This is a genomic window from Streptomyces netropsis (assembly GCF_014203545.1).
Lineage (GTDB): Bacteria > Actinomycetota > Actinomycetes > Streptomycetales > Streptomycetaceae > Streptomyces > Streptomyces netropsis.
This window is the reverse complement of the sequence record NZ_JACHJG010000004.1, coordinates 18,448-45,301: the sequence shown is the minus strand read 5'-3', so window position 1 is coordinate 45,301 and position 26,854 is coordinate 18,448. Positions and strand designations below refer to the sequence as shown.

Sequence of the window (26,854 nt, the reverse complement as noted above, 5' to 3'; positions counted from 1 at the left end):
GCACGTCCTGAAGGAAACCTGAGGGTTCTGAAGGTTCCTTCAGGAACCTCGGCATTGTCCGGATCGTGTGCACGCGAAGCCGCGCGGCGGCCGGATCACAGGGCTCCCGGCCGTGTCCCCGGCTTCCCCGGCTGTCCGTCCGGCAGCGGGAAGCGGGCCACCAGCCGTGCCCCGCCGCCTCCCGGGGCCACCACCAGACTCCCGCCGTGGGCGTGCGCGATCTCCCGGGCGATGGCCAGCCCGAGCCCGCTGCCGCCGCTCTCCCGGTCACGCGCGGCGTCCAGCCGGACGAAGCGTTCGAAGACCCGCTCGCGCTGGTCCGCGGCGATCCCCGGCCCGTCGTCCGCGACCTCCAGCACCGCCTGCCCCGCCGTCTCGTCGAGGAACGCGCTGACCTCCACCCGGGAGGCCGCGTGGCGCAGCGCGTTGTCCACGAGGTTGGCCACCAGCCGCTCCAACTGCCCGCTCCGGCCGCGCATCGGCACCGGCGCGACGGCGGTCACCGTCAGCGGTACGCGGGTCGACGGCCGCCGGGCGGCCTCCTCGGCGGCCAACAGCGCCAGATCCACCGGCTCGCCGGTCCCGGTCGGCACCCGGGCGTCGAGCCGGGCGAGGAGCAGCAGGTCCGCGGCGACGTGCTGCAGCCGCACGGTGTCGGCCAGCGCGGCCCGCACGGCACCGCTCGTCGGGCAGTCCGTCCGGCAGTCCGTCGGGCAGCCCGTCCGGCAGGCAGTCCCGTGGCCTGTCCGGTGGTCGGGCCGTGCCGCCGCGGCCAGCGCGACCTCCAGCTGCGAGCGCACCGCGGCGACCGGGTTGCGCAGCTCGTGGGAGGCGTCGGCGACGAACTGCCGCTGCCGGGCGACCGCCTGCTCCAGCCGGTCCAGGGTGGCGTTGACCGTACGGGCCAGCGCCGCCACCTCGTCCCCGCCCGCCGGGTCCGGCACCCGCCGGTCCAGCTCGCTGGCGGTGACGGCGGCCAGCTCGGTGCGGATCGCGGTGACCGGCCGCAGCGCCAGCCCGGTCACCGCCCAGGCGATGGCGGCGGCGAGGGCGATGAGCGGCGGGGCGCCGCCGAGCAGGCCGAGCGCGATGGCGTGCGTGGCGTCGTCCACGTCGTTGAGCACGGTCAGCGCGTAGACGTAGCGTTCCTCGCCGGGTGCCGGGGTCGCCCGGACCACGACGACGTCGCCGCGCTCCCCGTTCATGGCCCGGGAGCAGCACAGGACCTTGGAAGCGGCGTCCTGCCCCGGTTGCGGGCGCAGGGCCGCGAACTCGCGGGCGAGGGGCCCGGCCGAGGGCCGGCTGGTGGCGACCACCGTGCCGCGCGGGTCGAGGACGAGGACCACGTCGACGCCCGACCGGGGCGCGGGCAGCAGGGAGGGCAGCGGGCCGGCGTCCGCCCGGGCCGCCACCTCGCGGGCGGCGAGTTCCGTGCGGCCGTTGGCGTTGTCCAGCAGGTTGGCGCGCAGGATCACGTACAGCCAGCCGCCGCCGGCCGCGAGGACCAGCGCCATGGCCAGCGCCGCCGCCGCGGCGGACCGGCCCCGGACCGTACGGGGGAGGAGCCGCGAGCGTCCCCGCCGGGACGTGGCGAGGCCCATGGGTCAGCCGCCGTCGGGCGCGAGCCGGTAGCCCGTGCCGTGGACGGTCACGATCGCGTGGCGGCCGAAGGGGGCGTCGATCTTCTTGCGCAGCGAGGAGACGTAGACCTCCACGATGTTCGGGTCGGTCTCGGCGGGCGAGTCCCACACCTCGTCGAGGATGTCCCGCTTGGCCACCGCCTGCCCCGCGCTCGCCATCAGGTACCGCAGCACCGACAGCTCGCGGGCGGTCAGCTCGATCTCCTGATCGCCTCGGCGGCAGAGCCGCCCGGCGATGTCCAGGACGAGGTCCCCGGCCTGGAGCGTGGTGGTCCCGGCGCCCCGGCGGCGGCCCAGGGCCCGCAGCCGGGCCAGCAGCACGACGAACGAGAACGGTTTGGACAGATAGTCGTCCGCCCCCGCGTCGAGCCCCTCGGCCTCGTCGTACTCGCCGTCCTTCGCGGTGAGCATCAGCACCGGTGTCCACTGGCCGAGCCTGCGCAGCCGCGCGCAGATCTCGTAGCCGCTCAGGCCGGGCAGCATCACGTCGAGCACGATGACGTCGTACGCCCCGGACAGCGCGGACTCCAGCCCGCGGTGTCCGTCGTGGACGACGTCCACCCAGTGCCCCTCGGCGCCCAGCCCCCGCCGCAGCGAGTCGGCGAGCCCCACCTCGTCCTCGACCATCAATATGCGCACGCCCCCCAGCGTCACATATCCGGTATGCCAGGAAACCTGGGGCCCGAGATGTTACCGTGTGTCACTTTTCGCACACCTGGTGGAATTACCGTAACCGGGCGGCGCCGGGCCGAGTTGACGCCTTCAGACAGCAGGAGCCGCCAGCAGGACGGGAGCAGTGGATCAGCCATGAGCAAACGCCAGAAGGGCCGTAGACACCGCAAGGTCAACCGCACCCCCCGCCCGGTCGGCTCGTCCCGCCCGGGACCGCCCCGCGCCGAGCCCCGGGCCGAGCCGCGTGCCGAGCCGCGTGCCGAGCCCCGCGCGGTGGTCTCCGCCGCGACACCGGATCTCGGCCGTCACGAGGCCCGCACCTGGGAGGGGCTGCGGGCGTCCGGCGCCGACGGGGCGTCCGTCGACGAACTGTGCGCGACCGTGGGCTACCAGGCACGCACCGTCCTCAAGCACGTCAACGGTCTCGCCGCGTACGGCATGGCCGAGCGGCGCGGCGACCGCTGGTACGCGAAGGGGACGGCGGAGACCGGGACGGCGCGACCGGCCGCGGAAGCGCTCGTCGGCTCCTAGCGGACGAGGAGCGGGGTGCCGGGGCGGGTGAAGCGGAGGGACCGCCGCTTCACCCGCCCCGGCGCGCCCCGGCCTCCGGCCGGACCCGCACCAGGGCAGATGGCCCGCATCCCGTCAGCCGCCGAAGGCGGGAAGGCGCGTCCCGGCGGGCCGATGCCCGAGCCCCACCGGCCCGCCGCGGGCGAAACGGCGCGGTCATCCGATGTGCGTCGCACCCCCGGTCTCCCGCCGGCGCGTGGCGAGCGCGGTGAGCACCGCCTCGTGGGCGAAGAGGGCGTCGGCCGCCCGGTCCAGCGAGCGTGCCGCCGACTCGGCGCGGGCCGCGTGCCCGAGGATCCGCCGCCGCAGTGCGGCACCCTCGGCGCCGGGCAGCGACACCGCCGCGGCGCCCTCCCGGAGCCGGGCGGCCTGCTCCCGCAGCCGGCCCGCCTGGGCGTGCACGGGCTGCGACCAGGGCGCGATCCCGGCGAAGCAGATGCCGTCGGCGGCCCCGCCGGGGCCGCCGGAGCCGTTCGCCGTGGCGGCTCCGCCCTGTTCCTCGCGGTGGTCCCGGCTCACCGGTTCACCCCCCGGGGCTTCGGCCGCAGCGCGGTCCAGGGCGCGAAGGCGTTCCGTGCCCCCTCCAGCGCCGGGGCGAGCTCCGGGTGGTGGCGCAGCAGGACGTCGCACATCCCGGTGCGGTCGATCCACTCCAGGCCCTCGGCGGTGTAGACCTCCGGCCGGTAGTCGGAGGTGAAGAAGCGGTCGCTCTTCAACCGCCGGGACGCCATCAGCACGAAGATCCGGAACGCGGTGTCGCTGAACGCGAAACCCCGGGGCTTGGGTTCGGCGTACATGCCGACCATCGTGTCGACGCGGTCCAGCCGTCCGTCGTAGACCTCCCGCAGCTCGGCCGCCAGCCCGGCGTTCCCGCCGGTGAGGTCCTCGAAGGAGGTCACCGGCGGGCGGTGCAGCGCCGTGCGGAAGGCGGCGTAGCGCGGGACGCCCCGCTCGCGGTCGCGCAGGACGTCCACCGTGCCGACGTCGACGTGCTCCCCGGAGATCCGGGCGAGGTCCCGCAGACAGTCGGGGTGGTTGTGCAAGGCGATGGCGCCGGGGTTCATGGTGCCGAAGGAGTACAGCAGGTCGGACCAGCCCCAGCAGTCCACCGCCTTCCGGGTGGCCAGCGCCTGGAGCGGTTCGAAACCCGTCCGCTCGATGAGCTCGCCCGTGCGGTGGGAGCGGATCTCGTACTCGTCGCGGATCAGCGGGTGCAGTCGGTAGGAGCTGACGAACTCCTCGGTCATCGAGAACGGGGCGGTGTGGTGGTCGGTCGCGCCGCCGAGGATGCCGAAGAGCGCCTCGCCCTTGCCGAACCGCCGTACGTTGCGGCGCAGCCGGGCGGGCAGCACCCCGTACCAATTGATGTGCATCGCCGCGCGGGTCACCCGCTGGTCGATCACCGCCGGGGTCCACTCCACCGTGTGGATCTTCGCCATGACGGCGGCGTTGACGAGTCTCGCCGTCTGGAACAGCCGCTCGTCGCCCCAGGTCGGGTGGGCGGCGGCGACGCGGTCGCAGATCGCGTTGTGCTCCTTGGCGAAGAGCGTGTGCAGCAGGGACAGCCCGACCCAGTAGTTGTCGTTGAAGCCGGTGGCGTCGATGCCGGAGAGACCCTCCCTGGTCTCGTCGGGCAACCGGCCGTTCTCGACGAGCAGTTTGCCGCGCTCGCCGGTGCGCAGGGCCCGGCACTGCTCCTCGCTCGACCCGTAGATCTGCGAGCCGTCCCACCAGTGCGTGACGGTGTTCTCGTACGTCGGCGGCCGGTCGCCGCCGGTGTGGGCGACCGGGTCGGGGCGCGAGCGGCGCACCGCCATCGGGCAGCGCGGCCAGTCGTCGTCCGCGGCGAGCGGGACCTCCAGCGGCTCGTCGGTCTTGTTGTCGCCGTGGCTGAACCACCCGTGGTTCTGGAACTGGATCCAGGCCGCGGCCAGCATGTTGAGCGTGGGCGCCGGGCGGAAGCCCGCGCGGCGCGCCAGCAGCCGCCTGCTGACCTCACGCGGGCTGGGGGCGAACAGACCGTCGTCCTCGGGGTCCGGGAAGGTCTCCGGCAGCGGGCAGTTGCGGTCGAAGCGGGTGCCCACCTTGCCCATGTCGACGTCGTCCGGGTCGTAGCCCGAGCCGTCGTAGCTGCGGTACGGCAGCAGCTCGGGCGTCGGCGTGCGCGGGCGCTCGCCGCCGGCGCCGAAGGTGTCGTGCAGATTGCGCGCGCGCAGCAGCTCCCGCTGCTTCCTGATCTCCAGCAGCGCCAGCGGGAAGGGCAGCGAGTGCCACTCGCGACGGGGCCGCGGTACCGGGGGCATCAAACATCTCTCCAGGGCTCGGGATGCCGGCGTACGTGAGGGGTGCCGGACGGGTGCGGGCGGGGGTCAGCGGTCGTGGAGGCGGAGGACGACGGTCTCCTCGACGGTCCCCCGGTACGGGGCGAGCAGGGCGTCCACCCGGTCGCGCGCCTCGGGGACGACCTCGTCGAGACTCTGCGCGTAGACGCCCACGTTGTGGCACTGCGGGAAGTCGTGCGCCGGGTCCACCCAGGTGATCTCCAGCCAGTCCGCGGGCACCGGGAACACCGACACCGGACTGCGGCCCTCCAGATTGGGCACCACATCGTGCTCGTTGACGAGGCTGACGACCCGGGTCGCGGGGTCGAGGGGGCGTTTGAAGTCGATGGGCGAGCCGACGGCGACGACGTGCGTCAGCCGCCACTTCTCGTTGACCTCGGGGATCTCCGTCAGGTTCATGGCCGCGATGCCGCCCTGGCTGTGCCCGATCAACGCGATCGACGCCCCCTCGGGCACGATCTGGGCGAGGGCCTTGCGGACGGCCCGGGTGTACGGCGAGTCGTTGCGGCCCACCGCGGTGACCGCGCCCACCAGGTCCTGCGGGGTGGCGTTGCGGGGCAGACCGAAGGCCATGCCGGCCAGCAGCCCCAGATAGCGGGTGACGCCGTCCGGGCCCGTGACCCGCTGGATGATCATCCGGCCGTCGTTGCCGATCGCGGTCAGGTTCCGCAGGTGCGCGCTGATGCCGCCGCCGTCGTCCAGGGCGGCGAGCAGCTCCGGGTCCGGCGGCTCGACCACGGCCCGGCCCGCGCCCCGGTCCCAGCGGGCCCAGGCGCCGATGCCCGTGCCCAGCAGCGGATCACCCTCGGCCCGCGAGCCGGTGACGATGCACCAGGCGGCCGCGTCGTTGAACGGGTTCTCGTCCACCAGCGCGTTCCACGCCATGACCTCGGTGAGCGACGGGGCGAGCGCGGCCAGCGCCCGCTCGGCGCCGTCCGCGCGCGCCGTCCGGTGGAAGATCCGCAGCGCCTGGGTCTGCCGGTCGGCCTCGATGGCCCCCAGCAGCCGCCGTACCGGGCCGTCCTCGACGAACTCCGGATGGCGCACCGCGCACAGCCGGATCCGCAGCTTGAGCGAGGTGACCGCCACCGCGACCGCGAGATTCTCCCGGCTGGTGAGCACCCCGCCCAGCCAGGCGGCCCGGCCCACCCGCCCGCCGTCCGGGGCGTAGCCCAGACCGGCCGGTTCGGTGAGGGTGCGGGCCAGGGCCCGCACCGCCCGCACCCCGGTGCGCGGCGAGCGGCCGAGCGAGGCCGCCAACTGCGGGTCGGTGGCGATCGCGGTGACCGTACGGCCCGCCTCACGGATCACCCCGGCCACCTCGCCCAGCATGCGGGCGACGGCCGCGAGCGAGGCGGTGTCCATACCCTCGGGGCAGCCCTCGGAAGGGGCCCCGTCGTCCGGGGCGCCCCGCGTCCCGGCGTGCGCTTCGCTGTCGGTCGTCATACGCCCTCCGCCGGCCGACGGGAACGGACCCCGAGGCGCAGCCGGGCCGCGTCGAAGGTGTGCGGCAGCGGCCGGTCCGGGCGCAGCCGCGGGCCGGCCACGGCCAGCTCCCCGGCGCGCAGGAACTCGGCGACGAACCCGGTGGCCAGCTGGAGGCCCAGCTCCATGCCGCTGCACTGGGCCTCGCCCCGGCTGAAGGGGCTGACGGCCCAGTCCCGCTCCGCCGTGCCGTCCAGCCACTTCTCCGGCGCGAACCGGTGCGCGTAGTCGATCCGCTCGCCGTCCCGCGCGTGGAACCCGGCGGGCACCAGCACATTGACGCCCCCCGGCGCCACCGCGTCGCGCCAGCGGGTCTCGGCCGTGGTGCGCCGCATCAGACTGGACACCGGCGGCCACAGCCGCGCCGCGTCCTGGACACAGGCGCGCACGTACGGCATGGCCTGGAACCCCGCCGCCGTGCGCGGCCCGTGCGCCCGGTCGGCCGACTCCGTCTCCGCGAGCGCCCGTTCGTACTGGACGGGGTGCGAGGCGAGCAGGGACAGGGCCTGGAGGGCCGCCGCGTGCACCACGCCCAGCGCCATGAACCAGTGGGCGACCTGCCCCTCGGGAGCGGTCTCCGGCCCCCGGGGCGCGCTGCCGAACAGCCCGACGAGGCTGTGCGGGTCGGCGTCGCCCAGATAGCGGGCCTGACGCTGCATCAGTCGCCGTCGGATCCGGCGGGTGCGGCCGGTGCGCCAGCGCCGCGCGCCCATCCAGTTGGCCTCGGCCAGCAGCAGGTCGAGCAGCCGGGAGAACTCCACGTCGTCGGCGGCCGCCTCGCCCAGGAAGCAGCGCCGCCCCGCGCGTTCGAAGCGCTCGCGGATGACGTCCGGCCGCAGGCCCTCCATCGCCTGGGGCCCCAGCAGGGCCGCCGCCTCCTCGCCCACGACCCGCAGGAAGCGGTCGGCGAGCCGGTGCACGGGACAGCCCGCGTCCAGCACCGCGTCGTTGAACGCCCGCCGCGCCGCGCGCTGCCCGCCGTGCGAGGCGACCAGTGCCTCGGGCTGCACGGCCGCGAAGCCGCTCACTTTCTCCCAGGTGTCCACCGCGTACACCTCGACGGGTCCGGCCAGCACCTGTTTGGCGTCCTCGGCGTCCAGGACGAGCAGGGTGGGCCCGGAGGTGCCGCGCACCAGGACCGGGCCGCGGCCGTGCCGGCGGCGCATCCGGCGCATCAGCTCCAGGCCGCGCCGGGCGGGGTCGGTCCGGGCGACGAGCGCGGCGATGCGGGGGCGGGAACGGAAGACACCCTTGACGTAATTGGGAAGGAAATAGACGAAGGCGAGCCGGAGGTTCTCGCTGCGGGACGCGGTCGGCAGCACGGCGCGCCGGTCACCGAGCCCCGGGGCGTCGATCGTGTCGCTCATGCCAGCACCTTCCCCGGGTTGAGCAGCCCCTCGGGGTCGAGCAGCCGTTTGACGTCCCGCTGCAACCGCAGGTTGCGGGGCGGCAGTTCACGGGCCAGCCAGTCGCGCTTGAGGACGCCGACGCCGTGCTCGCCGGTGATGGTGCCGCCCAGCTCCAGCCCGGCGGCCATGATGGCGTCGTACGCCTCCTTCGCGCGCCGGACCGCGTCCGGGTCGGAGCGGTCGAAGATGACGGTCGGGTGCAGATTGCCGTCCCCCGCGTGCCCGACGGTGGAGATGTAGAGGTCGTACTCGTCCGCGATCAGCTCGATCCGGTCGATGAGCGTGGCCAGCGCGGCACGCGGCACCGCGACGTCCTCGATGAACGCCGTCACGTCACCCGAGAGCGCCGCGGCCCGGGCGCCGAGCGCCGGCAGCACCATCCGGCGCGCCTCCAGCACCTCCTTGGACTCCCGCTCGTCGGCGGCGGCGCTGACGGACAGCGCCTTCGCCGACCGGCAGAGCGCGGCCATCGCCCGCACCTGCTCGGCGGCGTCGGGCGCGTCGCTCGCCACGATCAGCGTGGCCGCGGCGTGTCCGGCCAGCAGCGGATGGCCGAGCGCGGCGACCGCCTCGGTGGTGGTGCGGTCCATCAGCTCCAGCGCGGAGGGGATGTGCCCCTCCCGGATGATCGCGGCCACCGCGTCGCCCGCGTCCGAGGCGGACGGGAACTGGGCCAGGAGCGCCACGGCGGGCGGCTGCGGCGGGCGCAGCGCCAGCGTCGCCTCGACGATGACGCCCAGGGTGCCCTCGGAGCCGACGAACAGCCGGGTGAGGTCGTATCCGGCGACGCCCTTGACGGTGCGCCGGCCGACGCGCAGCACCTCGCCGTCGGCGAGCACGACGGTCAGCCCGAGGACGTAGTCGGCGGTGACCCCGTACTTCACACAGCACAGGCCGCCGGCCCCGGTGGCGATGTTCCCGCCGATCGTGCAGGTCTCCCAGGACGCCGGGTCCGGCGGGTAGCACAGGCCCCGCTCGGCGACGGCCGCGGCGAGGTCGGCGGTGACCACCCCGGGCTCGCAGCGCACCAGCCGGTTCGCGGTGTCGATCTCCAGGACGCGGTTCATCCGGACCATGGACAGCACCACACAGCCGTCGACGGCGTTGGCGGCCCCGGCGAGGCCCGTACGGGCGCCCTGCGGCACGACGGGCACCCCGTAGGCCCGGGCCGTGCGGATCACGTGCTGGACCTGCTCGACGGTGTCGGGGCACACCACGGCGGCGGGTCTGCCCGCCTCGCTGAACGGCGCGGAATCCCTGGTGTGCAGGTCGAGTTCGGCCTCGCCGGTCAGTACGGATCCGGGGGGCAGGGTTTCGCTCAGGGCGGTGAGGAGGGGATTCTCGACGGTCACGGTCATCGGCAACTCCATGCGGTGGGGGGCCGCTTACGAGGCGGTGTGAAGAAGACGAGGTGGAGCGCGGTCACAGCGTGGGGGGAACGGTGGTGATGGGGGCCACGATGAGCACCGGTCCGTCCGGGGAGGTGGTGGCGGCCGCGACCAGCTCGGCGAGGTGCGCCGCGTCCGTGGCGCGGTGCGCGGGGACCCCGTAGCCCCGGGCCAGGGCGCACAGGTCGATGCCGGGGATGTCCAGGCCGGGCACGCCGGGGGTGTTCTCGAAGCGGCCGAACCACTTGAGGATCGCGTACTCCCGGTTCGCCGGGATCACGAAGGTGACCGGGACGCGGTAGGCGGCCGCCGTCCACAGCGCGGTGATCGCGTACTGGGCGGAACCGTCGCCGACGAGCGCCACCACCGGCCGGTCCGGCCGGCCGAGCCGGGCGCCCACCGCGGCCGCGAGACCGAAGCCCAGGCCGCCGCCGGTGGTCATCAGGAAGGACCCCGGCCGGTCGATGCGCACATGGTCGCGGAAGGCCTGGATGTTGGAGGGCGATTCGTTGACCCACACGGTCTCGGGCGGGGCGGCGCTCGCGACGGCCGCGAGCGCGTCCACCGCGGACATCGGCTCGGTGGCCGCGTCGGCGGCGGGCGCACCCTCCGCCGTGGGTGCGGTCTCCGCCGCCGCGGACGCCGTCGTCGCTCCCGCGGCCGGGCCGTCGGTGCCGCCCTTCTTCTCCAGCACCTCCGTCAGCAGTTCCAGGGTGGGCCGCAGCCCCGCGACGAGGGCGTCGCCGACGGGTGCGCGCGCCGCCTCGTCGGGGTCGCTGGTGAGCAGCACCAGCTCGGCCCCGTCCGGCAGCACCGGACCGGGCACGTAGGGGTAGTAGCGGAAGACGGGCGCCCCCACCACCAGCACTAGATCGTGTCCGGCCAGGGTCTGCGCCAGCGGCGCGAGGGCCGGCGGCAGGACGCCCTGATAGAGGGGATGGTCCTCGGGGAAGCCGACCCGGCCCTCGATGGGCGAGGCCCACACGGGCAGCTGCCGGTGCTCGGCGAGCGCGACGGCCGCCTCCCAGGCGCCTTCGGCGTCCACCGCGCCACCGGTCACCAGCACGGGGTTGGCTGCCTCCGCCAGCCGTCGGGCGAGGGCTTCCACGGCGGGCGCGGCGGCCGCGGTGCCGTCGTGGACCCGGCGGCGTGCCGCGGCCGTCGCCGCCGCGTACTCCGCCTCGTCCAGCTCGACGTCGAAGTCGTCCATCGGCAGCGACAGGAACACCGGCCCGCGCGGGGCGGTCTCGGCCAGGTGGAAGGCCCGGGCCAGGGCCGCGGGCACGTCCTGCGCGCGCGGTGGTTCGTACGCCCACTTCACGGCCGGGCGGGGCAGGACGGTGGCGTCCACGTTGGTCAGCAGCGCCTCCATGGTCATCATGGCGCGGACCTGCTGTCCGGCGGTCACCACCATGGGGGTGTGGTTGGCGGCGGCGGTGATGATGGCGCCCATGGCGTTGCCGACGCCGGGGGCCGTGTGCAGATTGACCAGGGCGGTCCCGCCGGTGGCCTGCGCGTACCCGTCGGCCATTCCGACGACGACGGCTTCCTGGAGGCCGAGCACGTACCGGAAGTCGTCGGGGAAGTCCTGGAGGAAGGGGAGTTCCGTGGAGCCCGGGTTGCCGAACACCGTCGTCACTCCACGGGACCGCAACAGCTCAAGTGTGGCTGCGCGTACGGTCGTCATGCCTCGCACCTCTTGGGGTCGGTGGGCCGGTTGGGAGAGGGGAGCATTGCCACTTCCCGCCCGGCAAAGCCACGACAGCCGAAGATCAGCTCAGTATTCATCCGCAGGAGTGAAAACCTGCTTTTCCGTCCGGTCCGACCGGTCTGCGGGTCCTACGGTCGCCGGTATGCCCGACTTGGACGAAGTCATCCAGCGGATCCGTCACGACATGGACAGACGCCTTCGCGAGCGCCTGCGCGGGATGCCGCCGGAGCGGCCGGCCGACTGGCCCGTCGACACCCTCGCCGACCGTCCCCTCGACGCGGTCGAACCCGGCCAGGCGGCCGGGACCGGCTGAGGCGCGTCCCGCGCCCGGTCGCGGACGCGGCGGCGGGAGGCGGGCCGTCTTGGCGGCCGCCTCCCGCCGTCAGGCCGGTGCGGTGTGGGTGGGTTCGGTGTGTCCTCCGGTGGTCAGCGCCTGGATCTGCTCATTCCCAGCCCCGCGAGGGCGAGGGAGCACAGGACGGCCACGCCGCCGACGATGACGTTGCTGACGATGGCCCGGGTGGTGTCGGCGCTGCCCGCCACGACCCAGGGCGCGACGATCGTCCACGCGGCTATGCACAGCGCGGCCCAGCTCATTGCGTGCGTACGTTCGTACGCCGACCCGAAGCCGCCGAGCAGACAAGCGAAGGCGGCACCGGCGATCAGATTGGTGATGGCCAGGGTCGTTGAGCCATTGAATCCGACAATCCATGGTGAGGCGGCCAGATAGACGCCACACATAAAGGCGAGGGCTTCGACGCCCTGTGCGGTGGGTGTCGCGGTGGTTTCCTCCGAGTGGGCGCGGAGCGCCAGGAGGTCCGGGTGCTGGTCGATACGGGGCGACGTAGGAGCGCTCACGTCGGCCACCTTCCTTCTCTACTCAAGTGCGACCTGGCTGTATTTTAACCTCAATTGCCCCAATTTCCACCCTGATGGCGTAGACAACACCACCCCCTGACGCCTGTTTGGGAGCGAGGGAACGGGGGAGCCGCAAGAAGAGGCCGTCGGGAGACCGGCGGATCCCAGGGGGATGAAGAGGGGGAAATCGCCCATGGAGCGTCGCGAGGGACAGCAGGAGCAGAGCGCGGGCCGGCCTCGGACCAGCCGCCCGGACCGGACGCCGGGACCGTTACCCGGCCGGACGGAGCTGACGGAAGCCCCGGGCAACGCCGTCCGCGACGAGGACGACAGCGAGCCGCACATCGTCCGCGGCTCGGACTGAACCCGGCTGAACGGCCCGCGCGGCCAACGCTCACGGGACGTTCCCCGGGCGGAAAGATCCACGTGGTCCGCGCGGCGCGCGGGGTGCCGACAACTCCCCTATGCGCATCGTCATTGTCACCGAGTCCTTCCCGCCCGACGTCAACGGCGTCGCCCACTGCGCCGAGCAGACCGCCCGGCACCTGGTCCGGCGCGGCCACGAACCGCTCGTCGTCACCCCGTCCGGCCCCTACGATCCGGGCGGCGGCGAGGACGACGCCGGGCGGTACCCCGTCGTGCGGGTGCCCTCGATGCCGCTGCCCGGCTATCCGCAGATCCGCGTCGCGCTGCCGAGCCGACGGCTGACCGGGGTGCTGGCCGCGCACCGGCCCGACGTCGTCCATCTCGCGAGCCCTTTCGTGCTCGGCGCGCGCGGCATGAGCGCCGCCGCGCGCCTCGGCGTGCCCGCCGTCGCCGTCTACCAGACCGACCTCGGCGGCTACGCCCGCACCTATCTGGGCACCGGCACGAACCTCGCCTGGCGGCGGATACGGGCGGTGCACTCCGCCGCCGACCGCACCCTCGCGCCGTCCGCCGCGGCCGCCCGTGACCTGGTCGCGCACGGCGTCCCCCGGGTGCGGCTGTGGCCGCGCGGCGTCGACTCCACCCGCTTCCACCCCGCGCTGCGCGATCCGGAGCTGCGCCGCGCGCTCGCCCCCGGCGGTGAGCTGATCGTCGGCTACGTGGGCCGGCTCGCCCCGGAGAAACGCGTCGAGCTGCTCGCCCCCGTCTGCGCGCTGCCGGGTGTGCGCCTCGTCGTCGTCGGCGACGGCCCCAGCGCCGCCGGGCTGCGCGCCGCCCTGCCCGGGGCACGCTTCCTCGGCAGCCGCACCGGGCAGGGCCTCGCCCGGATCTTCGCCTCGCTGGACGTCTTCGTCCACACCGGCCCGCAGGAGACCTTCTGCCAGACCGTGCAGGAGGCGCAGGCCAGCGGCGTACCGGTGATCGCACCGGCGGTCGGCGGCCCCCTCGACCTCATCGACCACGGCCGCACCGGTCTGCTCGTGCGGCCCTACGACGCCGAGGCGGTCCGCGACGCCGTACTCGCCCTCGAACCCTGCCGCGGCCGGCGCGCCGCATACGGGCGGGCCGGCCGCGAGTCCGTCCTGGGCCGCACCTGGACGGTGATCGGCGACCGCCTCCTGGGCCACTACGACGACGTGCTCGCCCGCCGGTGCGCCCGGCCCCGGCCGGCCGTGGAGGGGAGCGCGGCCTGAACGCGCGCCGCCGTGCCCGCCGCTACGCCCGCACGGGAACGAACCGCAGCGGCGTGCCCGGCACCGCCTGGGCCGCGGCGGCCAGGGACGGTTCGGGGACCACGCCGACGACGGGGTAGCCGCCGGTCGTGGGGTGATCCGCGAGGAAGACCACGGGGCGGCCGTCGGGCGGGACCTGGACGGCGCCGAGGACCATGCCCTCACTGGGGAGTTCGCCCTCCCGCGCCCGCTCCAGGGACGGCCCCTCGGTGCGCAGCCCGATGCGGTTGCTCGCCGCCGACACCCGGAAGTCACCACCCGCCAGCGCCCGCCGCGCCTCGGGGACGAACCAGTCGTCCCGCGGGCCGAGGACGACGGGCAGCACCAGCCCGGCCGTGGGCGGACCGGGCCAGGGCACGGTGTCGGCCGCAAGGGGCGGCCCGCAAGGGGCGCCGAGAGGCAGGGACATGCCGTCGGCGAGCGGTTCGGGCCCCAGGCCGGAGAGCAGGTCGCGGGAGCGGCTGCCGAGCACCCGGGGCACGGCCACGCCGCCCCCGAAGGCCACGTGGCAGCGCAGCCCCGCGCGGGCGCTGCCCACGTCGAGCACGGCGCCCGCCGGGACGCGCACCGGCGCGCCCCACGCCACCGGGCGGCCGTCGACCCGTACCGGACAGGGCGCCCCCGTCACGGCGGCCGTCACGGCCGCATCCACGCGCACGGCACATCCGTTGACCGTGGTCTCCAGGGTGGCGAACGCGGCGGGGTTGCCCACCAGCCGGTTGGCGAGCCGGTGCGCGGGCTGGTCGAGCGCGCCGGAGCGGGGCACCCCGAGATGCGCGTGGCCGGGCCGGCCCAGGTCCTGCACGGTCGTCAGCGCCCCGGCCCGCACCACCGTCAGGGCGGTCACCCGAACACCTCGAAGCGCACGCGGGTGCCCGGGGCGAGCAGCGCCGCCGGCTCCCGCCCGGGGTCCCACAGGGCCGCGTCGGTGCGGCCGATGAGCTGCCAGCCGCCGGGGGAGGAGCGCGGATAGACCCCGGTGTAGGGGCCGGCCAGACCCACCGACCCGGCGGGCACGGCCGTGCGCGGAGTGGACCGGCGCGGCACCCGCAACCGCTCGGGCAGACCGGTGAGATAGCCGAAACCGGGCGCGAAACCGCAGAAGGCGACGCGGAATTCGAGGCCGGAGTGGATCCGCGGGACCTCGTCCTCGGCCACCCCCCACAGGGCGGCGACCTCGGCGAGGTCGGCCCCGTCGTAGCGGACCGGCAGGACGACGGCCGCGGCGTCGGCGGCGGTCAGCGGGGGTATGGACCAGCTCGCGAAGTCCGCGGCGAGGGCGTGCGGGTCGTCGAGGCCGTCCAGCAGGACCGTACGGGCGGCGGGCACGATCTCCGCCACGGGCGGCAGCGCCCCGGTGGCGCGGCGGCGCAGCAGCTCGGCGTGCAGGGCCTGGGCCTGTTCGGCGGTGGCGACCTCGACGAGCAGGGCGCGGCGCCCGACCGGAAGGGCGCGGGCCCCCGTGAGTCCCTCCGGGGGCGCGCTCACGCGAACGCCTCGATCCGGACCCCGGCGGCCTCCAGCCCGTCCCGCACCCGGCGGGCGAGCAGCGCGGCCCCGGGGGTGTCGCCGTGCAGGCACAGCGAGCGGGCGTCGACGGCGACCTCCTCGCCGGTGAGGGCGAGGACGGCGGACGCGCGGGCGATGCGGACGGACCGGGTGACGACGGCGTCCGGGTCGTCGATCACGGAGCCCGGCTCCCGGCGGGAGACGAGCGTGCCCGCGGCGGTGTACGCGCGGTCCGCGAACGCCTCACGGACCACCGGCAGTCCGGCTCGCTCGGCGGCCTCGTGCAGCCGAGACCCGGGCAGTCCGAGGACGGGCAGCGGCCCGCCCGCCCCCGATATGCCCGCCACCACGGCGGCCGCCTGGGCGGCGTCGGCGACCGTGCGGTTGTAGAGCGCGCCGTGCGGCTTCACATACGCGACGTCCGAGCCGGCCGCCTGCGCGAAGACGCGCAACGCGCCGATCTGGTAGGTGATCTCGTCGGCGAGCTCGTCCGGCGGTACGTCCATCGCGCGGCGTCCGAACCCGGCCAGGTCGCGGTAGGAGACCTGGGCGCCGATGCGCACGCCGAGTTCGACGGCGCGCTCGCACACCCGGCGCATCGTGGAGGGGTCCCCCGCGTGGAAGCCGCAGGCGATGTTCGCGCTGGTGACGACCGACAGCAGCGCGTCGTCGTCGGTGAGCCGCCAGCGTCCGAATCCCTCGCCCAGATCGGCGTTGAGGTCGAGCGTAGACCGGGGCGCCGTGCCCGGTCCGTCGGCAGGTCCGGTCATCGGCTGGTCTCCCGCATCACGTCGAGTATGAGCGTTCGGGCATCGTCCAGATAGGTGGTCAGCTCGGCTTCGGCGCGGTCGTACGCGCCGTCGTCGAGGAGGGCGGCGAGCGTGCGGTTGCGCGCCAGGAACGGCTCGTGGAAGCGGCGCGGCGAGGGCATCGCGTGGAAGGCCAGGCGCAGTTCGGCCAGCAGCCGGTCCATGGCGGTGTCGATGCGCGCGCTGCCGGCCAGCGCCGCGAGCGCCCGGTGGAAGCGGAGGTCCGCCGAGCCCACCTCCCGCCAGTCCTCCCCGGCCGCGGCGCGCTCGCCCTCGGCCACCGCCCGGGCGACGGCGTCGCGCAACGGCCGGGCCGCGTCGGCGGCGGCCCGTACCCCCGCGGTCTCCAGGGCGGCGCGCACCCGGTAGATGTCCGTGACGTCGGCGGGCTCCAGGACCCGGACGAACACCCCCCGGTTCAGCACGTGGACGACCAGGCTCTCGTGGATGAGCAGCCGGAAGGCCTCGCGCAGCGTATTGCGCGAGACCCCGAGGTCCCGGCCGAGGGCCTCCTCGGACAGCTGGGTGCCGGGCGGCAGTCCGCCGCCCTCGATGCGGGTCCGCAGCGTGTCGGCCACGCGCTGCGCGGTGGATCGGGCCATGCGTCCTCCACGGTGCGGCAGTCAGGAGCGATCAAGGGCGATACGGATGCGGAAGTCAAGCGATTCGTGGGTCAAGCGATTCGTCAGTCAAGGCTCTTGAGGATTGTTGAACAATATCTTAGCCTCCTCGCCAGTCACCTCACCCGATCGAGTGAGGTCCGGGAACGCGGAAGGCAAGGCCCCATGCTCGTTCTCCTGGGCGTCCTCGTGGTCGTGATCGGCTTCGCCACGAGGCGCAACCCCCTGCTGGTCGTCGGTGTCGCGGGCATCGCCACCGGCCTGCTCGGCGGGCTCTCGCCGCAGAAGGTGCTGGCCGCCTTCGGCACCGGCTTCGCCTCCAGCCGGGCGGTGACGATCTTCGTGATCACCCTCCCCGTCATCGGCCTGCTGGAGCGCTACGGCCTCCAGGAGCAGGCCCGCCGGCTGATCACCCGCTTCGCCGGGCTCACCACCGGCCGCTTCCTGGCCCTCTACCTCCTGCTCCGTCAGATCACCGCGGCACTCGGACTCGTCAGCGTCTTCGGACACGCCCAGACCGTGCGCCCGCTCGCCGCCCCCATGGCCGAGGGCGCGGCCGAGCGGCGCCACGGCCCGCTGCCCGACGCGACCCGGGAGAAGGTGCGCTCCTTCGCCGCCAGCGCCGACAACGTCGGGCTCTTCTTCGGCGAGGACGTCTTCCTGGCCGTCGGCTCGATCCTGCTCATCACCGGATTCGTCAACACCACCTACCACACCCACCTCGAGCCGCTGCAGCTCGCGCTGTGGGCCATACCCACCGCCCTGTGCGCCCTCGCCATCCACGGCTGGCGGCTGCTGCGCCTGGACCGGGCACTGGCCGGCGGGGACGCCGGAGCCGGTGCGCGCGAGGTCCTCGACCGGAAGGCCACCAAGTGATCAAGGCAGAGTGGTTCTACTGGCTCGTCGGCGGCATCTTCCTGGTGATGGCCGCCCAGATGCTCACCGACCGCAGCAACCCCAAGCGGCTGGGCACCGCCGCCTTCTGGGGCCTGCTCGGCCTCGGTTTCGTCTACAGCACCTGGGTCGTCGACAAGTCGGCCCCGCCCGAGCCGCTCGGCGCCGCCGTCCTCGTCATGGTCTGCCTCGCCGGCTTCGGGTTCACCGGGCGCGGCAAGGCCCGCACGACGACCCCCGAGCAGCGGGTGGCGAGCGCGCGGCGGTTCGGCGGCAAACTGTTCGTGCCCGCCCTCACCATCCCCGCCGTCGCCCTGATCTGCGCGGTCGGCGTCAAGAAGCTCTCCCTGGGAGGCGAGCCCGTCCTGCAGAAGGGCAGCGAGACCATCCTCGGGCTGGGGATCGGCTCCCTCGTCGCCCTCGCCGTCGGGATGGTGATGCTGCGCGAGAGGCGGATCACCGTGCCCGTGCACGCCGGGCGCTCGATGCTGGAAGCGATGGGCTGGGCGATGCTGCTGCCGCAGCTGCTGGCCACCCTCGGCTCGATCTTCTCCGTCGCGGGCGTCGGCGACCAGGTCCGCCGGATCACCACCGCGGTCCTGCCGGAGGGCTCGGTGCTCATCGCGGTCGTCGTCTACTGCGTCGGCATGTTCCTCTTCACCGTCGTCATGGGCAACGGCTTCGCCGCGTTCCCCGTGATGACCGCGGCCGTCGGCTGGCCGGTGCTGGTGGAGCAGGCGCACGGCAACGCCTCCGCCGTCCTCGCCGTCGGCATGCTCGCGGGCTTCTGCGGCACGTTGGTGACGCCCATGGCCGCGAACTACAACGTCGTCCCCGCCGCGCTGCTGGAGCTCAAGGACCAGTACGGACCCATCAAGGCGCAACTGCCCACCGCGGTCGCCCTGCTCGGCTGCAACATCGTCATCATGGCCGCCTTCGCCTTTTGACCCTTTACGACGATATCTGATGCCATATGGCACCTTCTGGCGCTACTTGTCTTGTTAGGGAGCACCCCGCGATGACCCGGGTACTGCTGACCGGATTCGAACCCTTCGGCGGCGAGAGCCTCAACCCCTCCTGGCAGGCCGTGCGCGCCGTCGCCGTCGACCCGCCCCAGGGCATCGACGTGCACGCCGCCCAACTGCCCTGTGTCTTCGGCGACGCCATCGACGCCCTGTACGACGCCGTCCGCGAGACCGAGCCCGACCTCGTCGTCTGCGTCGGCCAGGCCGGCGGCCGCCCCGACCTGACCGTCGAGCGCGTCGCCGTCAACATCGACGACGCCGTCATACCCGACAATCTGGGCGCCCGGCCCGTCGACGAACCGGTCGTCCCCGGCGGCCCGGCCGCCTATTTCGCCACCCTCCCCGTCAAGCGCTGCGTCGCCGCCGTCCGTGACGCGGGCCTGCCCGCCTCCGTCTCACAGACCGCGGGCACCTTCGTCTGCAACCACGTCTTCTACGCGCTGATGCACCTCGCCGCGACCGAACGCCCGGGCCTGCGGGGCGGTTTCGTCCACGTTCCGTACGCGCCGGAACAGGTCACCGACCGGGCCCTGCCGTCACTCCCCGTGGCCGCCGTTGCCGAGGGGCTGCGTATGATCGTGATCACCGCCGCACACCGCACCGAGGACATACGGGCTGTGGGCGGCGCCACACACTGACGACGCGGGCTCCGGCGCCGGGCACTTCCGCCCGTGCCGTTTCGTCCGTTGTCGGGGTGACCGCCTACTCTGTGCGACGTGACTTCTCCAGCCCCGGCGGCCGTTCCGCCCCAGCTCAACGGGCCCACGCGCCCAGCCCCGGGCCCGGCCGCCGACGAGGGCCTGGCCCGTCGGCTGCGGGCGCTCGCCTGCACCGCGCCGCTGCACGACCTGGACGCGCGCAAAGCCAACCTCGCGGGCGAGTACGGCGGCTACGCGATGGCGGAGGTGGCCCTGGCCGCCATCGACCTGGTCACGCTCAACATGGACTTCGACACCGGCGCCGACCACGAGCAGATAGTGGCCAGGCTGCTGCCGCGCGTCGCCGCCCAGGAACCGCGGCGGCCCGCCGCCGAGCACGAGCGCGTCGCCCGCTGGGTGCTGGAGAACCTCATCAACGTCGGCAGTGTCGACCGCGGCTTCCGAGCCGTCTACGGCACCTTCGGCACCGACGGCGCGTACGTCCGGCGCGACTACGACTTCAAGCTGATCGAGGAAGTGCCCGGCCACGGCGGCACCGTCTTCCTGCGCACCACCGACGAGGCCGTCAACGTCCTCGTCGGCGCCCTCGACACCGACGTCACCAGCGCGCAGATCGCCGCCGAGGTGAAGCTGGAGGTCCTCATCAGCCGGGGCCGGCTCGCCGACGCCCAGCTCGCCGCGGAGCAGGCCCGCTACCGCACCGTGCAGTACGCGGAGACCCTCCGCAAGACCCTCGACGCCACCCGCCGCAACGTCCGGGCCGTGGACTGGCTGCGCACCGTCCCCGACATGATCGCCGAGGCGCTCGACCACGTCGCCGACCGCTACCGCCACGAGAACGCGATCCTCACCAACATCCGCAAGGCGCGCGACGAGGCCGAGGAGCCCGAGAACAAGCGGCGCGCCGCCGAGCTGGTCGACATCGTCAAGGACTGCATCCGCCGCCACACCCAGCTGCAGTCCCGGCTGCTGGAAGCCGGCCCCCTCTTCCGCGCCGAGCAGGACCGGCAGGCCTTCGCGCCCCCGGCCGCCCGCGCCGGCCTCGACCTGTACGGGCAGCTCCTCGCCCCCGTCCTGCCGCTCCCGCTCGAGCAGGCCGGCCGCGTCACCGACGCCTTCTTCACCCACGGCACCGGCCTGCGCACCCCGGTGTCCGTGCGCGTCGGCGACCTCGTCGAGATGCTGCTGACCCCGCCCGCCGAGCGCGAGCACCTCGGCGCGGAGATGCCCGAGCCGGACCTCATCGCCACCCCGGACGACAGCCGCTTCAGCGAGGAGCAGCTCGCGAGCGCGATGGAGCTGCTCGACCTGCCGGCCGACGCGCCCCGCCGCCTCTCCGGCCTCCTGGCCGACGCCCGCCGCCGCGACCCGGAACTCCCCTACCTCGTCGCCCTGCTCGCCGTCCACGCCGCGAGCCCCTCGGTCGGCACGGCCTACCGCCAGGGCGAGCAGACCCTGCTGTTCGCCGTCGACGACGGCACGGAGCTCGACGACGCCGAGTTCGGCGGCGCGGACCTCATCGTCGGCAAGGCCCTGCTGGACGCGGCGGGCATGGCGGCGGACCGCGCGGAGGCGACGTGATCGCCGTGCGGCAGGCTCCGGGAAACGGCCGGTTCGGCACGCCGTGCCTTCGGCGTCGTCGCACGCGGGATTCCTACCCCCCGTCCCGTCCCTGGGGCAGCCCCCGCCCCACGGGGTCCGGGGCGGAGCCCCGGATTCGGGAAGGGGCGGGACCGGGGCTCTCCTCCCCGCCGCCACGGCGCGCCACCACGACGGCGCGGTCCGGCAGCGCCGAATCCACCGCAACCCATGCCATCCCCAGCAGGAGCACCAACCGTGACTGAGTACGACGCCGAAGACCCGGCGCAGCCGGATGCGGCCGAGCCGAGCCCCTCCCCGAGCGGCAGCGGCAACGGCAGCGGCAACGTCACCCCCGCCGACGCGGCCGACGCCGCGCGGCTCATCGCCTTCGGGCTCCAGCCCAAGCTGCTGCCCGCCCGCGACGCCGAGTACGCCGAGCTGCTGCGCCGCCACCGTGACGAGCCCGCCTTCGCGCGCCTCGCGGACGCCGTCGCCGCCGGGCTCGGGCTCATCGTGCTGGAGGTGTCCGCCCGGGCCGGCATGGCCGTCACCGCCGCCGAGGACTCCGTCTTCGCCGTCCGGATGGGCGACTACGCCCGCCGGGCCACCGCCGACTCCGCCGACCGGTTCCTGCACGGCCTCGCCCACCTCGCCGTCGCCGCCATGTCCTTCCCCCGCCCCGAGGACCTCGCCGACGACGGCTACATCGGCCGCGTCACCGTCAACGGCATCGACGCGTTCGTCCGCCAGGCCTGCCGCCGGCTGGAGGAGAAGGCCGCCGAGCAGGGCGAGAACACCGACCCCACCACCGACGCCCCCGGCCTCGAAGCCGCCTGGCGGGTGTACGCCCGGCGCAGCGCGACCGGCGCCACCAAGGACGCCCGCCGCCTCGCGGGCTCCACCACCGGCATCATCGCCAAGGCCGTCGCCTTCCTCGTCGACTCCGGCTTCCTCCAGCGCACCGGCGACGACGCCGGCGGCGCCTACCGCACCACGCCCCGCTACCAGCTCCAGGTCCGCGACATGGCGGGCAGCGCCGCCATGGCCGAGCTGCTGGAGCTGGGCGTCGTGCCCGTCGGCGACGGCAGCGCCACCCTGCTGCCGCCGGACGACGCCGACGCCCTCGACCTCGTCGCGGACGCCGGACTGCCGTTCTTCGAGAACGGCTTCGACCACAGCAACGCTTCCTGACCACCGCCCGACACGACAACGAGAGTCCGCCATGTACGAGCTGTCCCGGGTCCGCCTCTACTCCATCGGGCCCGCCGGTGCGCGTTACGCCGACACCGTGCTGGACCTGCGGAGCGTCGGCGCGCCGGTGCCCAACCCCGCGCCCGCGCAGGCGGAGTTCTTCGAGGACGAGCCCGTCGGCCCGCCGCGCCGCCCCGCGCCCGCGGGCGTGCTCTTCCTGGAGAACGGCGGCGGCAAGTCCGTCCTCCTCAAGCTGATCTTCTCGGTCATGCTGCCGGGCCACCGCAACACCCTGGGCGGAGCCAGCTCCGGTGTGCTCCGCAAGTTCCTCCTCGCCGACGACTGCGGTCACGTCGCCCTGGAGTGGAGCCACGTCCTCACCGGCGAGTCCGTCGTCGTCGGCAAGGTCAGCGAGTGGCGGGGCCGCCAGGTCTCGGGCGACCCCCGGAAGTTCGCCGAGGCCTGGTACTCCTTCCGGCCCGGCCCCGGCCTGAGCCTCGACTCGCTGCCCGTCGCCGAGTCCACCGCCATGCGCGGCGGCGCCGACGGCAGCTCCGGCGCCCGGGGACGGCGGCGCACCATGAAGGGGTTCCGCGACTCCCTCACCGAAGCCGGCAAGGCCTACCCGCACCTCGACGTGGTGTGGGAGGAGATCCACGAGCGCTGGAACGAGCACCTCGGCGAGCTGGGCCTGGACCCCGAACTCTTCCGCTACCAGCGCGAGATGAACGCCGACGAGGGCGAGGCCGCCGGCCTCTTCGCCGTCAAGAACGACTCGGACTTCACCGACCTGCTGCTGCGCGCCGTCACCGACACCCGGGACACCGACGGCCTCGCCGACCTCGTGCACGGCTTCGCCCACAAGCTGGGCCGCCGCGCCGAGCTGACCGCCGAGCGGGACTTCACGGCCGGCTCGCTGGACCTGCTGACCCGCATCGCCGACTCCGCCGCCCTGCGCGAGCAGGCGCGCGGCGTGCACACCGGGGCCGAGCGCCGCACCCGCGTCCTCGCCCGCCGGCTCTCCGCGCGCGGCGCCGAGGAGCGCGGCCGCACCGCCGAGCTGGCCGAGCAGGTCGCCGCCGCCGCGCACGGCGTCACCGACGCCGAGACCGAGCGGGGCCGCCGCTCCCTGGTCGCCGCCGAGATCGCCTACCGGCACGCCTCGCTGGCGCTCGCCGCCGCCGAGAAGGCCGCCGCCGCCCAGCGCCGCGAACTCCTCGACGCCCGTACCCTGCACTCCGCCTGGCAGGCCGCCGAGACCGTCCTGCGCCACCGGGCCGCCGCCGACCGCTCCGCGCGCGTCGCCGCCGCCATCCAGGAGGCCGAGCGGGACGCGGCCCCCGCGCTGGCCGCCCGCGCCCAGGCCGCCACCGAGCTCGTCCGGGCCCTCAACACCGCCGCCGATGCAGGCGAGCGCGTCGCCAACGAGGAGGAGGAGCGCTCGGCCGTCCTCCAGGAGACGAGCGAGGCCGCCCACCGCGACGCCACCTCCGCCGCCACCGAGGCCCAGCGCGCCCGCAGCGAGTCCGGCCATCTGCGCCAGCGCCTCGTCGAGGTCGAGCAGGAGACCGCCGAGGCGGTCCGCGCCGGCTGGCTCGACGACACCGCCCCCGACGCCGACCCGGCCCGGGCCGCGCTCGCCGCCAGCGACGCCGAGAAGCCCGCGGCCGCCGCCTACGAGAGCGCCCGCGAAGCCGCCCGCCAGGCGGCCGAGCGCGCGAAGGAGGCCGCCGCCGCCCAGGCCCGCACCGAGCTGTCCGCCGCCCGCGCCGCCGACGCCGCCACCGCGGCGGAGTCCGCCTACGACGCCGAGCGCCGCGCCGCCGAGTCCCTCGGCGCCGACCAGCGCATCGTCGAACTCCTCGGCCTGCCCCAGCCGACGGCCGCCGGACAGGTGCCCGGACCGCGTTCGGGCGCCGCCCGCACCCCCGCCGACGCCACCGCGGTGCCCGCCGCCCGCCGCACGGTGGAAGGCCCCCTGACGGCCGAGGAGCTGGACCGCAACGCCGACGCGCTGCGGGAGATGCTCGACGCGAGCGTCGCCGCCTCCGAGCGGCAGATGTTCGACCTGCGCACGGCCGCCGCCGACGACTCCCGCATCCTCGGCGCGCTCGGTGACGGCGGGCTGCTCCCGCCGAGCCCCGACGTCCTCGCCACCGTCGAATACCTGGGAGAGCACGGCATCCCCGCGCTGCCCGGATGGCGCTACCTCGCCCAGGCCGTCGACCCGGCCGAGCACGCCACCGTCCTGGCGGCGCGGCCCGAGCTCGTCGACGGCGTCGTCATCACCGACCCGGACGCCCACACCCGGGCCCGTGAGGTGCTCGGCCAGGCCTCGCTGCTGCCCCGCTCCGCCGTGGCCGTCGGCACGACCGCCGCCCTGCTCGCCCCGGCGCCCGAGCCGGAGACGGGCGACGGCTCCGCCTCCGGCGTCTTCCTCGTACCGCCGAACCCCGCCATGCACGACGAGCGCGCCGCCGACGACGAGCGGCACGCCCTGCGCGCCCGGGCCACCGCCCGGGACGAGGAGATCCGCGCCATAGCGGCACGGCTGGCCGGCGACCGCACGCTCGCCGCCCGCCTCGCGTCCTGGCGCGCCGGCTGCCCGGTCGGGCGGCTCGCCGAGCTGGCGGCCGAGGCCGAGCGGGCCCGCACCGCCGCCGACGACGCCCGGGAAGAGCTGGCCGAGCTCCGCGTGGCCCGCGCCGAGGCCGACGAGAGCGCCGCCGAAGCCGCCCGGGTGCGCGACGAACGGCAGGAGACCGCCCAGCGCGCCCGCCGCGTCGCCGACGCACTCGCCGGCCTCGCCTACCGGCTGCGCGAGCGCGCCGCCTGGCAGTCCCGGCTGCGCGAACTCGCCGAGGAGGCCGCCGAGGCCGAGGAGCAGGCGGCGGTCTGCGTGGACCGCGCCCGCGCCGCCGACGAGGACCGCCGCGCCGCCCAGCGCGCCGCCGACGACGCCCGCCGCACGGCCCGCGCGCTGCGCGCCGAGCGGGCCGAGATCGCGGGCGCCCCCGACGAGGTCGCGGCCGACGCCCCGGCCCCCACCGCCTCGCTGCCCGCCCTGCGGGAGGCCCACCGCGCCGCCTCGCAGCTCTACGAGAAGGTCGGCGTCGGCGCCGACCTGCGCGCCGAGCAGGCCCGCGCCGAGAGCGACGAGAGCGCCGCCCGCGCCGAACTCGACCGCCTCACCAACAAGGTCCGCACCCGCGCCGCCCAGCTCCTCGAAGGCACCGACGGCGCCGACGGCCCGTCCCGCCAGGCCGCGGCGGCCCGCGCCGAGGCCCTCGTGCAGATGCTGGAGACCCGCGCCTCCACCGCCAGCGAACACCTCGGCCGGCTGCGCGGCGAGGCCGAGCGGCTCGCCCCCGCCGACGGCGACGCGCACACCGAGCTGCCCGCCGAGCTGGTGCCCGCCGACGCCGACCGGGCCAAGGAGCTGCTGCGCACCGCCACGGCCGAACTCGCCGCCGGCACCGACGCCCTGGAGCGCGCCCGCACCGCCCACGGCGACCTGCTGCGCGCCCACCGGGCCGCCGAGGACGCCGCCGGCGGCTTCGACGACACCGCCGCCCTCCTGCGCGACCTGCTGCGCGACAACACCCCGGAGGACGAGGGCGAGCAGCCCGACCCGTACACCGGGACCCTGGAGGAGGCCCGGCAGGCCGCCGCCGAGGCCCGGCGCTCCCTGCGCGGATGCGCGGGCGAGCTGTCCGCCGCCGATTCCGCCGTCCGCGAGGCGAGCGACGTCCTCGTACGGCACGCCAACTCCACCCGCTACGAGCAGGTGCGCACCCCGGCCCGCCAGCAGATCCGCGAACTGCCCGCCGCCGCCCTGCCGGAGCACGCCCTCGCCTGGGCGGAGGCCTTCGCGCCCCGGCTGCGGGTGCTGACCGACGAGCTGGAGCAGCTGGAGCGCAACCGCGACAGCATCGTCGACCGGCTGCGCGGCCTGGTCGAGTCCTCGCTCACCACGCTGCGCTCCGCGCAGCGCCTCTCCCGGCTCCCCGAGGGCCTGGGGGAGTGGTCGGGCCAGGAGTTCCTGCGCATCCGCTTCGAGGACCCGGACCAGTCCACCCTCACCGAGCGGCTCGGCGAGGTCATCGACGAGGCGACCAGCTCCGCCGTCAAGAAGAACTCCGACCTGCGCCGTGACGGCATGTCCCTGCTGCTGCGGGGCGTCCAGGCGGCGCTGCTGCCGCGCGGCGTGGCCGTGGAGATCCTCAAGCCGGACGCGGTGCTGCGCGCCGAGCGGGTGCCGGTCCGGCAGATGGGCGACGTGTTCTCCGGCGGCCAGCTGCTGACCGCGGCCATCGCGCTGTACTGCACCATGGCGGCGCTGCGCAGCAACGACCGGGGCCGCGACAAGCAGCGGCACGCGGGCACGCTGTTCCTCGACAACCCCATCGGCCGCGCCAACGCCACCTATCTGCTGGAGCTCCAGCGGGCGGTCGCCGACGCGCTCGGCGTGCAGCTGCTGTACACCACCGGCCTCTTCGACACCACGGCCCTGGCGGAGTTCCCGCTGGTCATCCGGTTGCGCAACGACGCGGACCTGCGGGCCGGCCTGAAGTACATCAGCGTCGAGGAGCACCTGCGGCCCGGCCTGCCCCAGCAGGACCCGGACGCCGAGCCGGTGCACGGGGAGATCACGGCGACGCGCATGTACCGCCGCCCGGTGGAGGAGCCCGCGTAAGGCCTGGCCGGCCGGACGGTCGTGGTCGGCGGCTGCCCCGCCGTTTCGTCCTCAAGCGCCGGACGGGCTGCTGTGCTCTGTCCTCAAGCGCCGGACGGGCTTTCGACTGAGCTCAGCCGAAAACAGCCCGTCCGGCG

23 protein-coding genes are annotated in these 26,854 nt (G+C 75.0%); 10 read left to right on the top strand and 13 right to left on the bottom strand.

Going from position 1 to position 26,854, the window contains the following annotated elements; genetic code table 11:
• Positions 1-95: 95 nt before the first annotated feature.
• Positions 96-1,601: a sensor histidine kinase gene (locus FHS38_RS11635; protein WP_184733464.1), complete on the bottom strand. Its 1,506-nt coding sequence runs from the start codon at positions 1,599-1,601 to the stop codon at positions 96-98.
• A gap of 3 nt (positions 1,602-1,604) precedes the next feature.
• A complete protein-coding gene (locus FHS38_RS11630) occupies positions 1,605-2,279 on the bottom strand; it encodes a response regulator transcription factor (RefSeq protein ID WP_229822383.1) in 675 nt (224 codons plus the stop codon).
• 168 nt (positions 2,280-2,447) lie between these two features.
• On the opposite strand from FHS38_RS11630, the gene FHS38_RS11625 reads away from it, so the two are divergent.
• Positions 2,448-2,843 carry a hypothetical protein gene (locus FHS38_RS11625; RefSeq protein WP_184733463.1) on the top strand — a complete coding sequence of 132 codons (396 nt, stop codon included), beginning with the start codon at positions 2,448-2,450 and terminating at the stop codon, positions 2,841-2,843.
• A gap of 195 nt (positions 2,844-3,038) precedes the next feature.
• On the opposite strand, the gene FHS38_RS11620 is transcribed toward FHS38_RS11625, so the two are convergent.
• The 6 genes from FHS38_RS11620 to mdlC all read right to left on the bottom strand — a co-directional run bounded on the left by FHS38_RS11620 (position 3,039) and on the right by mdlC (position 11,193).
• Entirely contained in the window at positions 3,039-3,401 is a 363-nt protein-coding gene (locus FHS38_RS11620) for a hypothetical protein (RefSeq protein WP_184733462.1), read from the bottom strand.
• On the bottom strand, positions 3,398-5,185 hold the full coding sequence (locus FHS38_RS11615) for a peroxidase family protein (RefSeq protein ID WP_184733461.1): 1,788 nt from the start codon (positions 5,183-5,185) through the stop codon (positions 3,398-3,400). The genes FHS38_RS11620 and FHS38_RS11615 overlap by 4 nt, the downstream gene beginning before the upstream one ends.
• Before the next feature lie 66 nt (positions 5,186-5,251).
• On the bottom strand, positions 5,252-6,670 hold the full coding sequence (locus FHS38_RS11610) for an alpha/beta hydrolase family protein (RefSeq protein ID WP_229822382.1): 1,419 nt from the start codon (positions 6,668-6,670) through the stop codon (positions 5,252-5,254).
• Positions 6,667-8,076, bottom strand: coding sequence for a cytochrome P450 (locus FHS38_RS11605; protein WP_184733460.1), 1,410 nt, complete (start codon positions 8,074-8,076; stop codon positions 6,667-6,669). Before FHS38_RS11605 ends, FHS38_RS11610 begins: the two co-directional genes overlap by 4 nt.
• Positions 8,073-9,476 carry an FAD-binding oxidoreductase gene (locus tag FHS38_RS11600; RefSeq protein ID WP_229822381.1) on the bottom strand — a complete coding sequence of 468 codons (1,404 nt, stop codon included), beginning with the start codon at positions 9,474-9,476 and terminating at the stop codon, positions 8,073-8,075. The genes FHS38_RS11605 and FHS38_RS11600 overlap by 4 nt, the downstream gene beginning before the upstream one ends.
• A gap of 64 nt (positions 9,477-9,540) precedes the next feature.
• The gene (gene mdlC, locus FHS38_RS11595; RefSeq protein WP_184733458.1) at positions 9,541-11,193 is read right to left on the bottom strand and encodes a benzoylformate decarboxylase; all 1,653 of its coding nucleotides are present in this window, start codon (positions 11,191-11,193) and stop codon (positions 9,541-9,543) included.
• A 166-nt stretch (positions 11,194-11,359) separates the two neighbouring features.
• Between mdlC and FHS38_RS11590 the strand changes: the two genes are divergently transcribed.
• Positions 11,360-11,530: a hypothetical protein gene (locus FHS38_RS11590; RefSeq protein WP_184733457.1), complete on the top strand. Its 171-nt coding sequence runs from the start codon at positions 11,360-11,362 to the stop codon at positions 11,528-11,530.
• A gap of 113 nt (positions 11,531-11,643) precedes the next feature.
• Here the strand turns inward: FHS38_RS11590 and FHS38_RS11585 are convergent, their stop codons facing one another.
• Positions 11,644-12,075, bottom strand: a complete 432-nt coding sequence (locus FHS38_RS11585; protein ID WP_184733456.1) for an SPW repeat protein — start codon at positions 12,073-12,075, stop codon at positions 11,644-11,646.
• A 193-nt stretch (positions 12,076-12,268) separates the two neighbouring features.
• On the opposite strand from FHS38_RS11585, the gene FHS38_RS11580 reads away from it, so the two are divergent.
• The gene (locus FHS38_RS11580) at positions 12,269-12,439 is read left to right on the top strand and encodes a hypothetical protein (RefSeq protein ID WP_184733455.1); all 171 of its coding nucleotides are present in this window, start codon (positions 12,269-12,271) and stop codon (positions 12,437-12,439) included.
• A 100-nt stretch (positions 12,440-12,539) separates the two neighbouring features.
• Positions 12,540-13,694: a glycosyltransferase family 4 protein gene (locus tag FHS38_RS11575; protein WP_184733454.1), complete on the top strand. Its 1,155-nt coding sequence runs from the start codon at positions 12,540-12,542 to the stop codon at positions 13,692-13,694.
• A gap of 22 nt (positions 13,695-13,716) precedes the next feature.
• Here FHS38_RS11575 and FHS38_RS11570 read toward each other — a convergent pair whose 3' ends face one another.
• From FHS38_RS11570 to FHS38_RS11555, 4 genes are read right to left on the bottom strand one after another with little or no spacing between them, the layout of a single operon-like run.
• Complete coding sequence (locus FHS38_RS11570; protein WP_184733453.1) at positions 13,717-14,580, bottom strand: 5-oxoprolinase subunit C family protein; 864 nt, start codon at positions 14,578-14,580, stop codon at positions 13,717-13,719.
• Positions 14,577-15,221 (bottom strand): 5-oxoprolinase subunit PxpB, encoded by a 645-nt coding sequence (gene pxpB, locus FHS38_RS11565; RefSeq protein WP_229822377.1) that lies wholly within the window; start codon positions 15,219-15,221, stop codon positions 14,577-14,579. The genes FHS38_RS11570 and pxpB overlap by 4 nt, the downstream gene beginning before the upstream one ends.
• Positions 15,218-16,012 (bottom strand): LamB/YcsF family protein, encoded by a 795-nt coding sequence (locus FHS38_RS11560; protein ID WP_184733451.1) that lies wholly within the window; start codon positions 16,010-16,012, stop codon positions 15,218-15,220. Before FHS38_RS11560 ends, pxpB begins: the two co-directional genes overlap by 4 nt.
• On the bottom strand, positions 16,009-16,653 hold the full coding sequence (locus FHS38_RS11555) for a GntR family transcriptional regulator (protein ID WP_184733450.1): 645 nt from the start codon (positions 16,651-16,653) through the stop codon (positions 16,009-16,011). The genes FHS38_RS11560 and FHS38_RS11555 overlap by 4 nt, the downstream gene beginning before the upstream one ends.
• A gap of 183 nt (positions 16,654-16,836) precedes the next feature.
• On the opposite strand from FHS38_RS11555, the gene FHS38_RS11550 reads away from it, so the two are divergent.
• The 6 genes from FHS38_RS11550 (at position 16,837) to FHS38_RS11525 (ending at position 26,717) form a co-directional block, all read left to right on the top strand.
• The gene (locus FHS38_RS11550; protein ID WP_184733449.1) at positions 16,837-17,547 is read left to right on the top strand and encodes a DUF969 domain-containing protein; all 711 of its coding nucleotides are present in this window, start codon (positions 16,837-16,839) and stop codon (positions 17,545-17,547) included.
• Positions 17,544-18,512, top strand: coding sequence for a DUF979 domain-containing protein (locus tag FHS38_RS11545; RefSeq protein WP_184733448.1), 969 nt, complete (start codon positions 17,544-17,546; stop codon positions 18,510-18,512). Before FHS38_RS11550 ends, FHS38_RS11545 begins: the two co-directional genes overlap by 4 nt.
• A 71-nt stretch (positions 18,513-18,583) precedes the next feature.
• Positions 18,584-19,228, top strand: a complete 645-nt coding sequence (gene pcp, locus FHS38_RS11540; protein WP_184733447.1) for a pyroglutamyl-peptidase I — start codon at positions 18,584-18,586, stop codon at positions 19,226-19,228.
• Positions 19,229-19,306: 78 nt separating this feature from the next.
• Positions 19,307-20,830 (top strand): hypothetical protein, encoded by a 1,524-nt coding sequence (locus FHS38_RS11535; RefSeq protein WP_184733446.1) that lies wholly within the window; start codon positions 19,307-19,309, stop codon positions 20,828-20,830.
• A gap of 228 nt (positions 20,831-21,058) precedes the next feature.
• A complete protein-coding gene (locus tag FHS38_RS11530) occupies positions 21,059-22,021 on the top strand; it encodes a hypothetical protein (protein WP_221494891.1) in 963 nt (320 codons plus the stop codon).
• A 31-nt stretch (positions 22,022-22,052) separates the two neighbouring features.
• The gene (locus FHS38_RS11525) at positions 22,053-26,717 is read left to right on the top strand and encodes a hypothetical protein (protein ID WP_184733444.1); all 4,665 of its coding nucleotides are present in this window, start codon (positions 22,053-22,055) and stop codon (positions 26,715-26,717) included.
• Positions 26,718-26,854 lie beyond the last annotated feature (137 nt).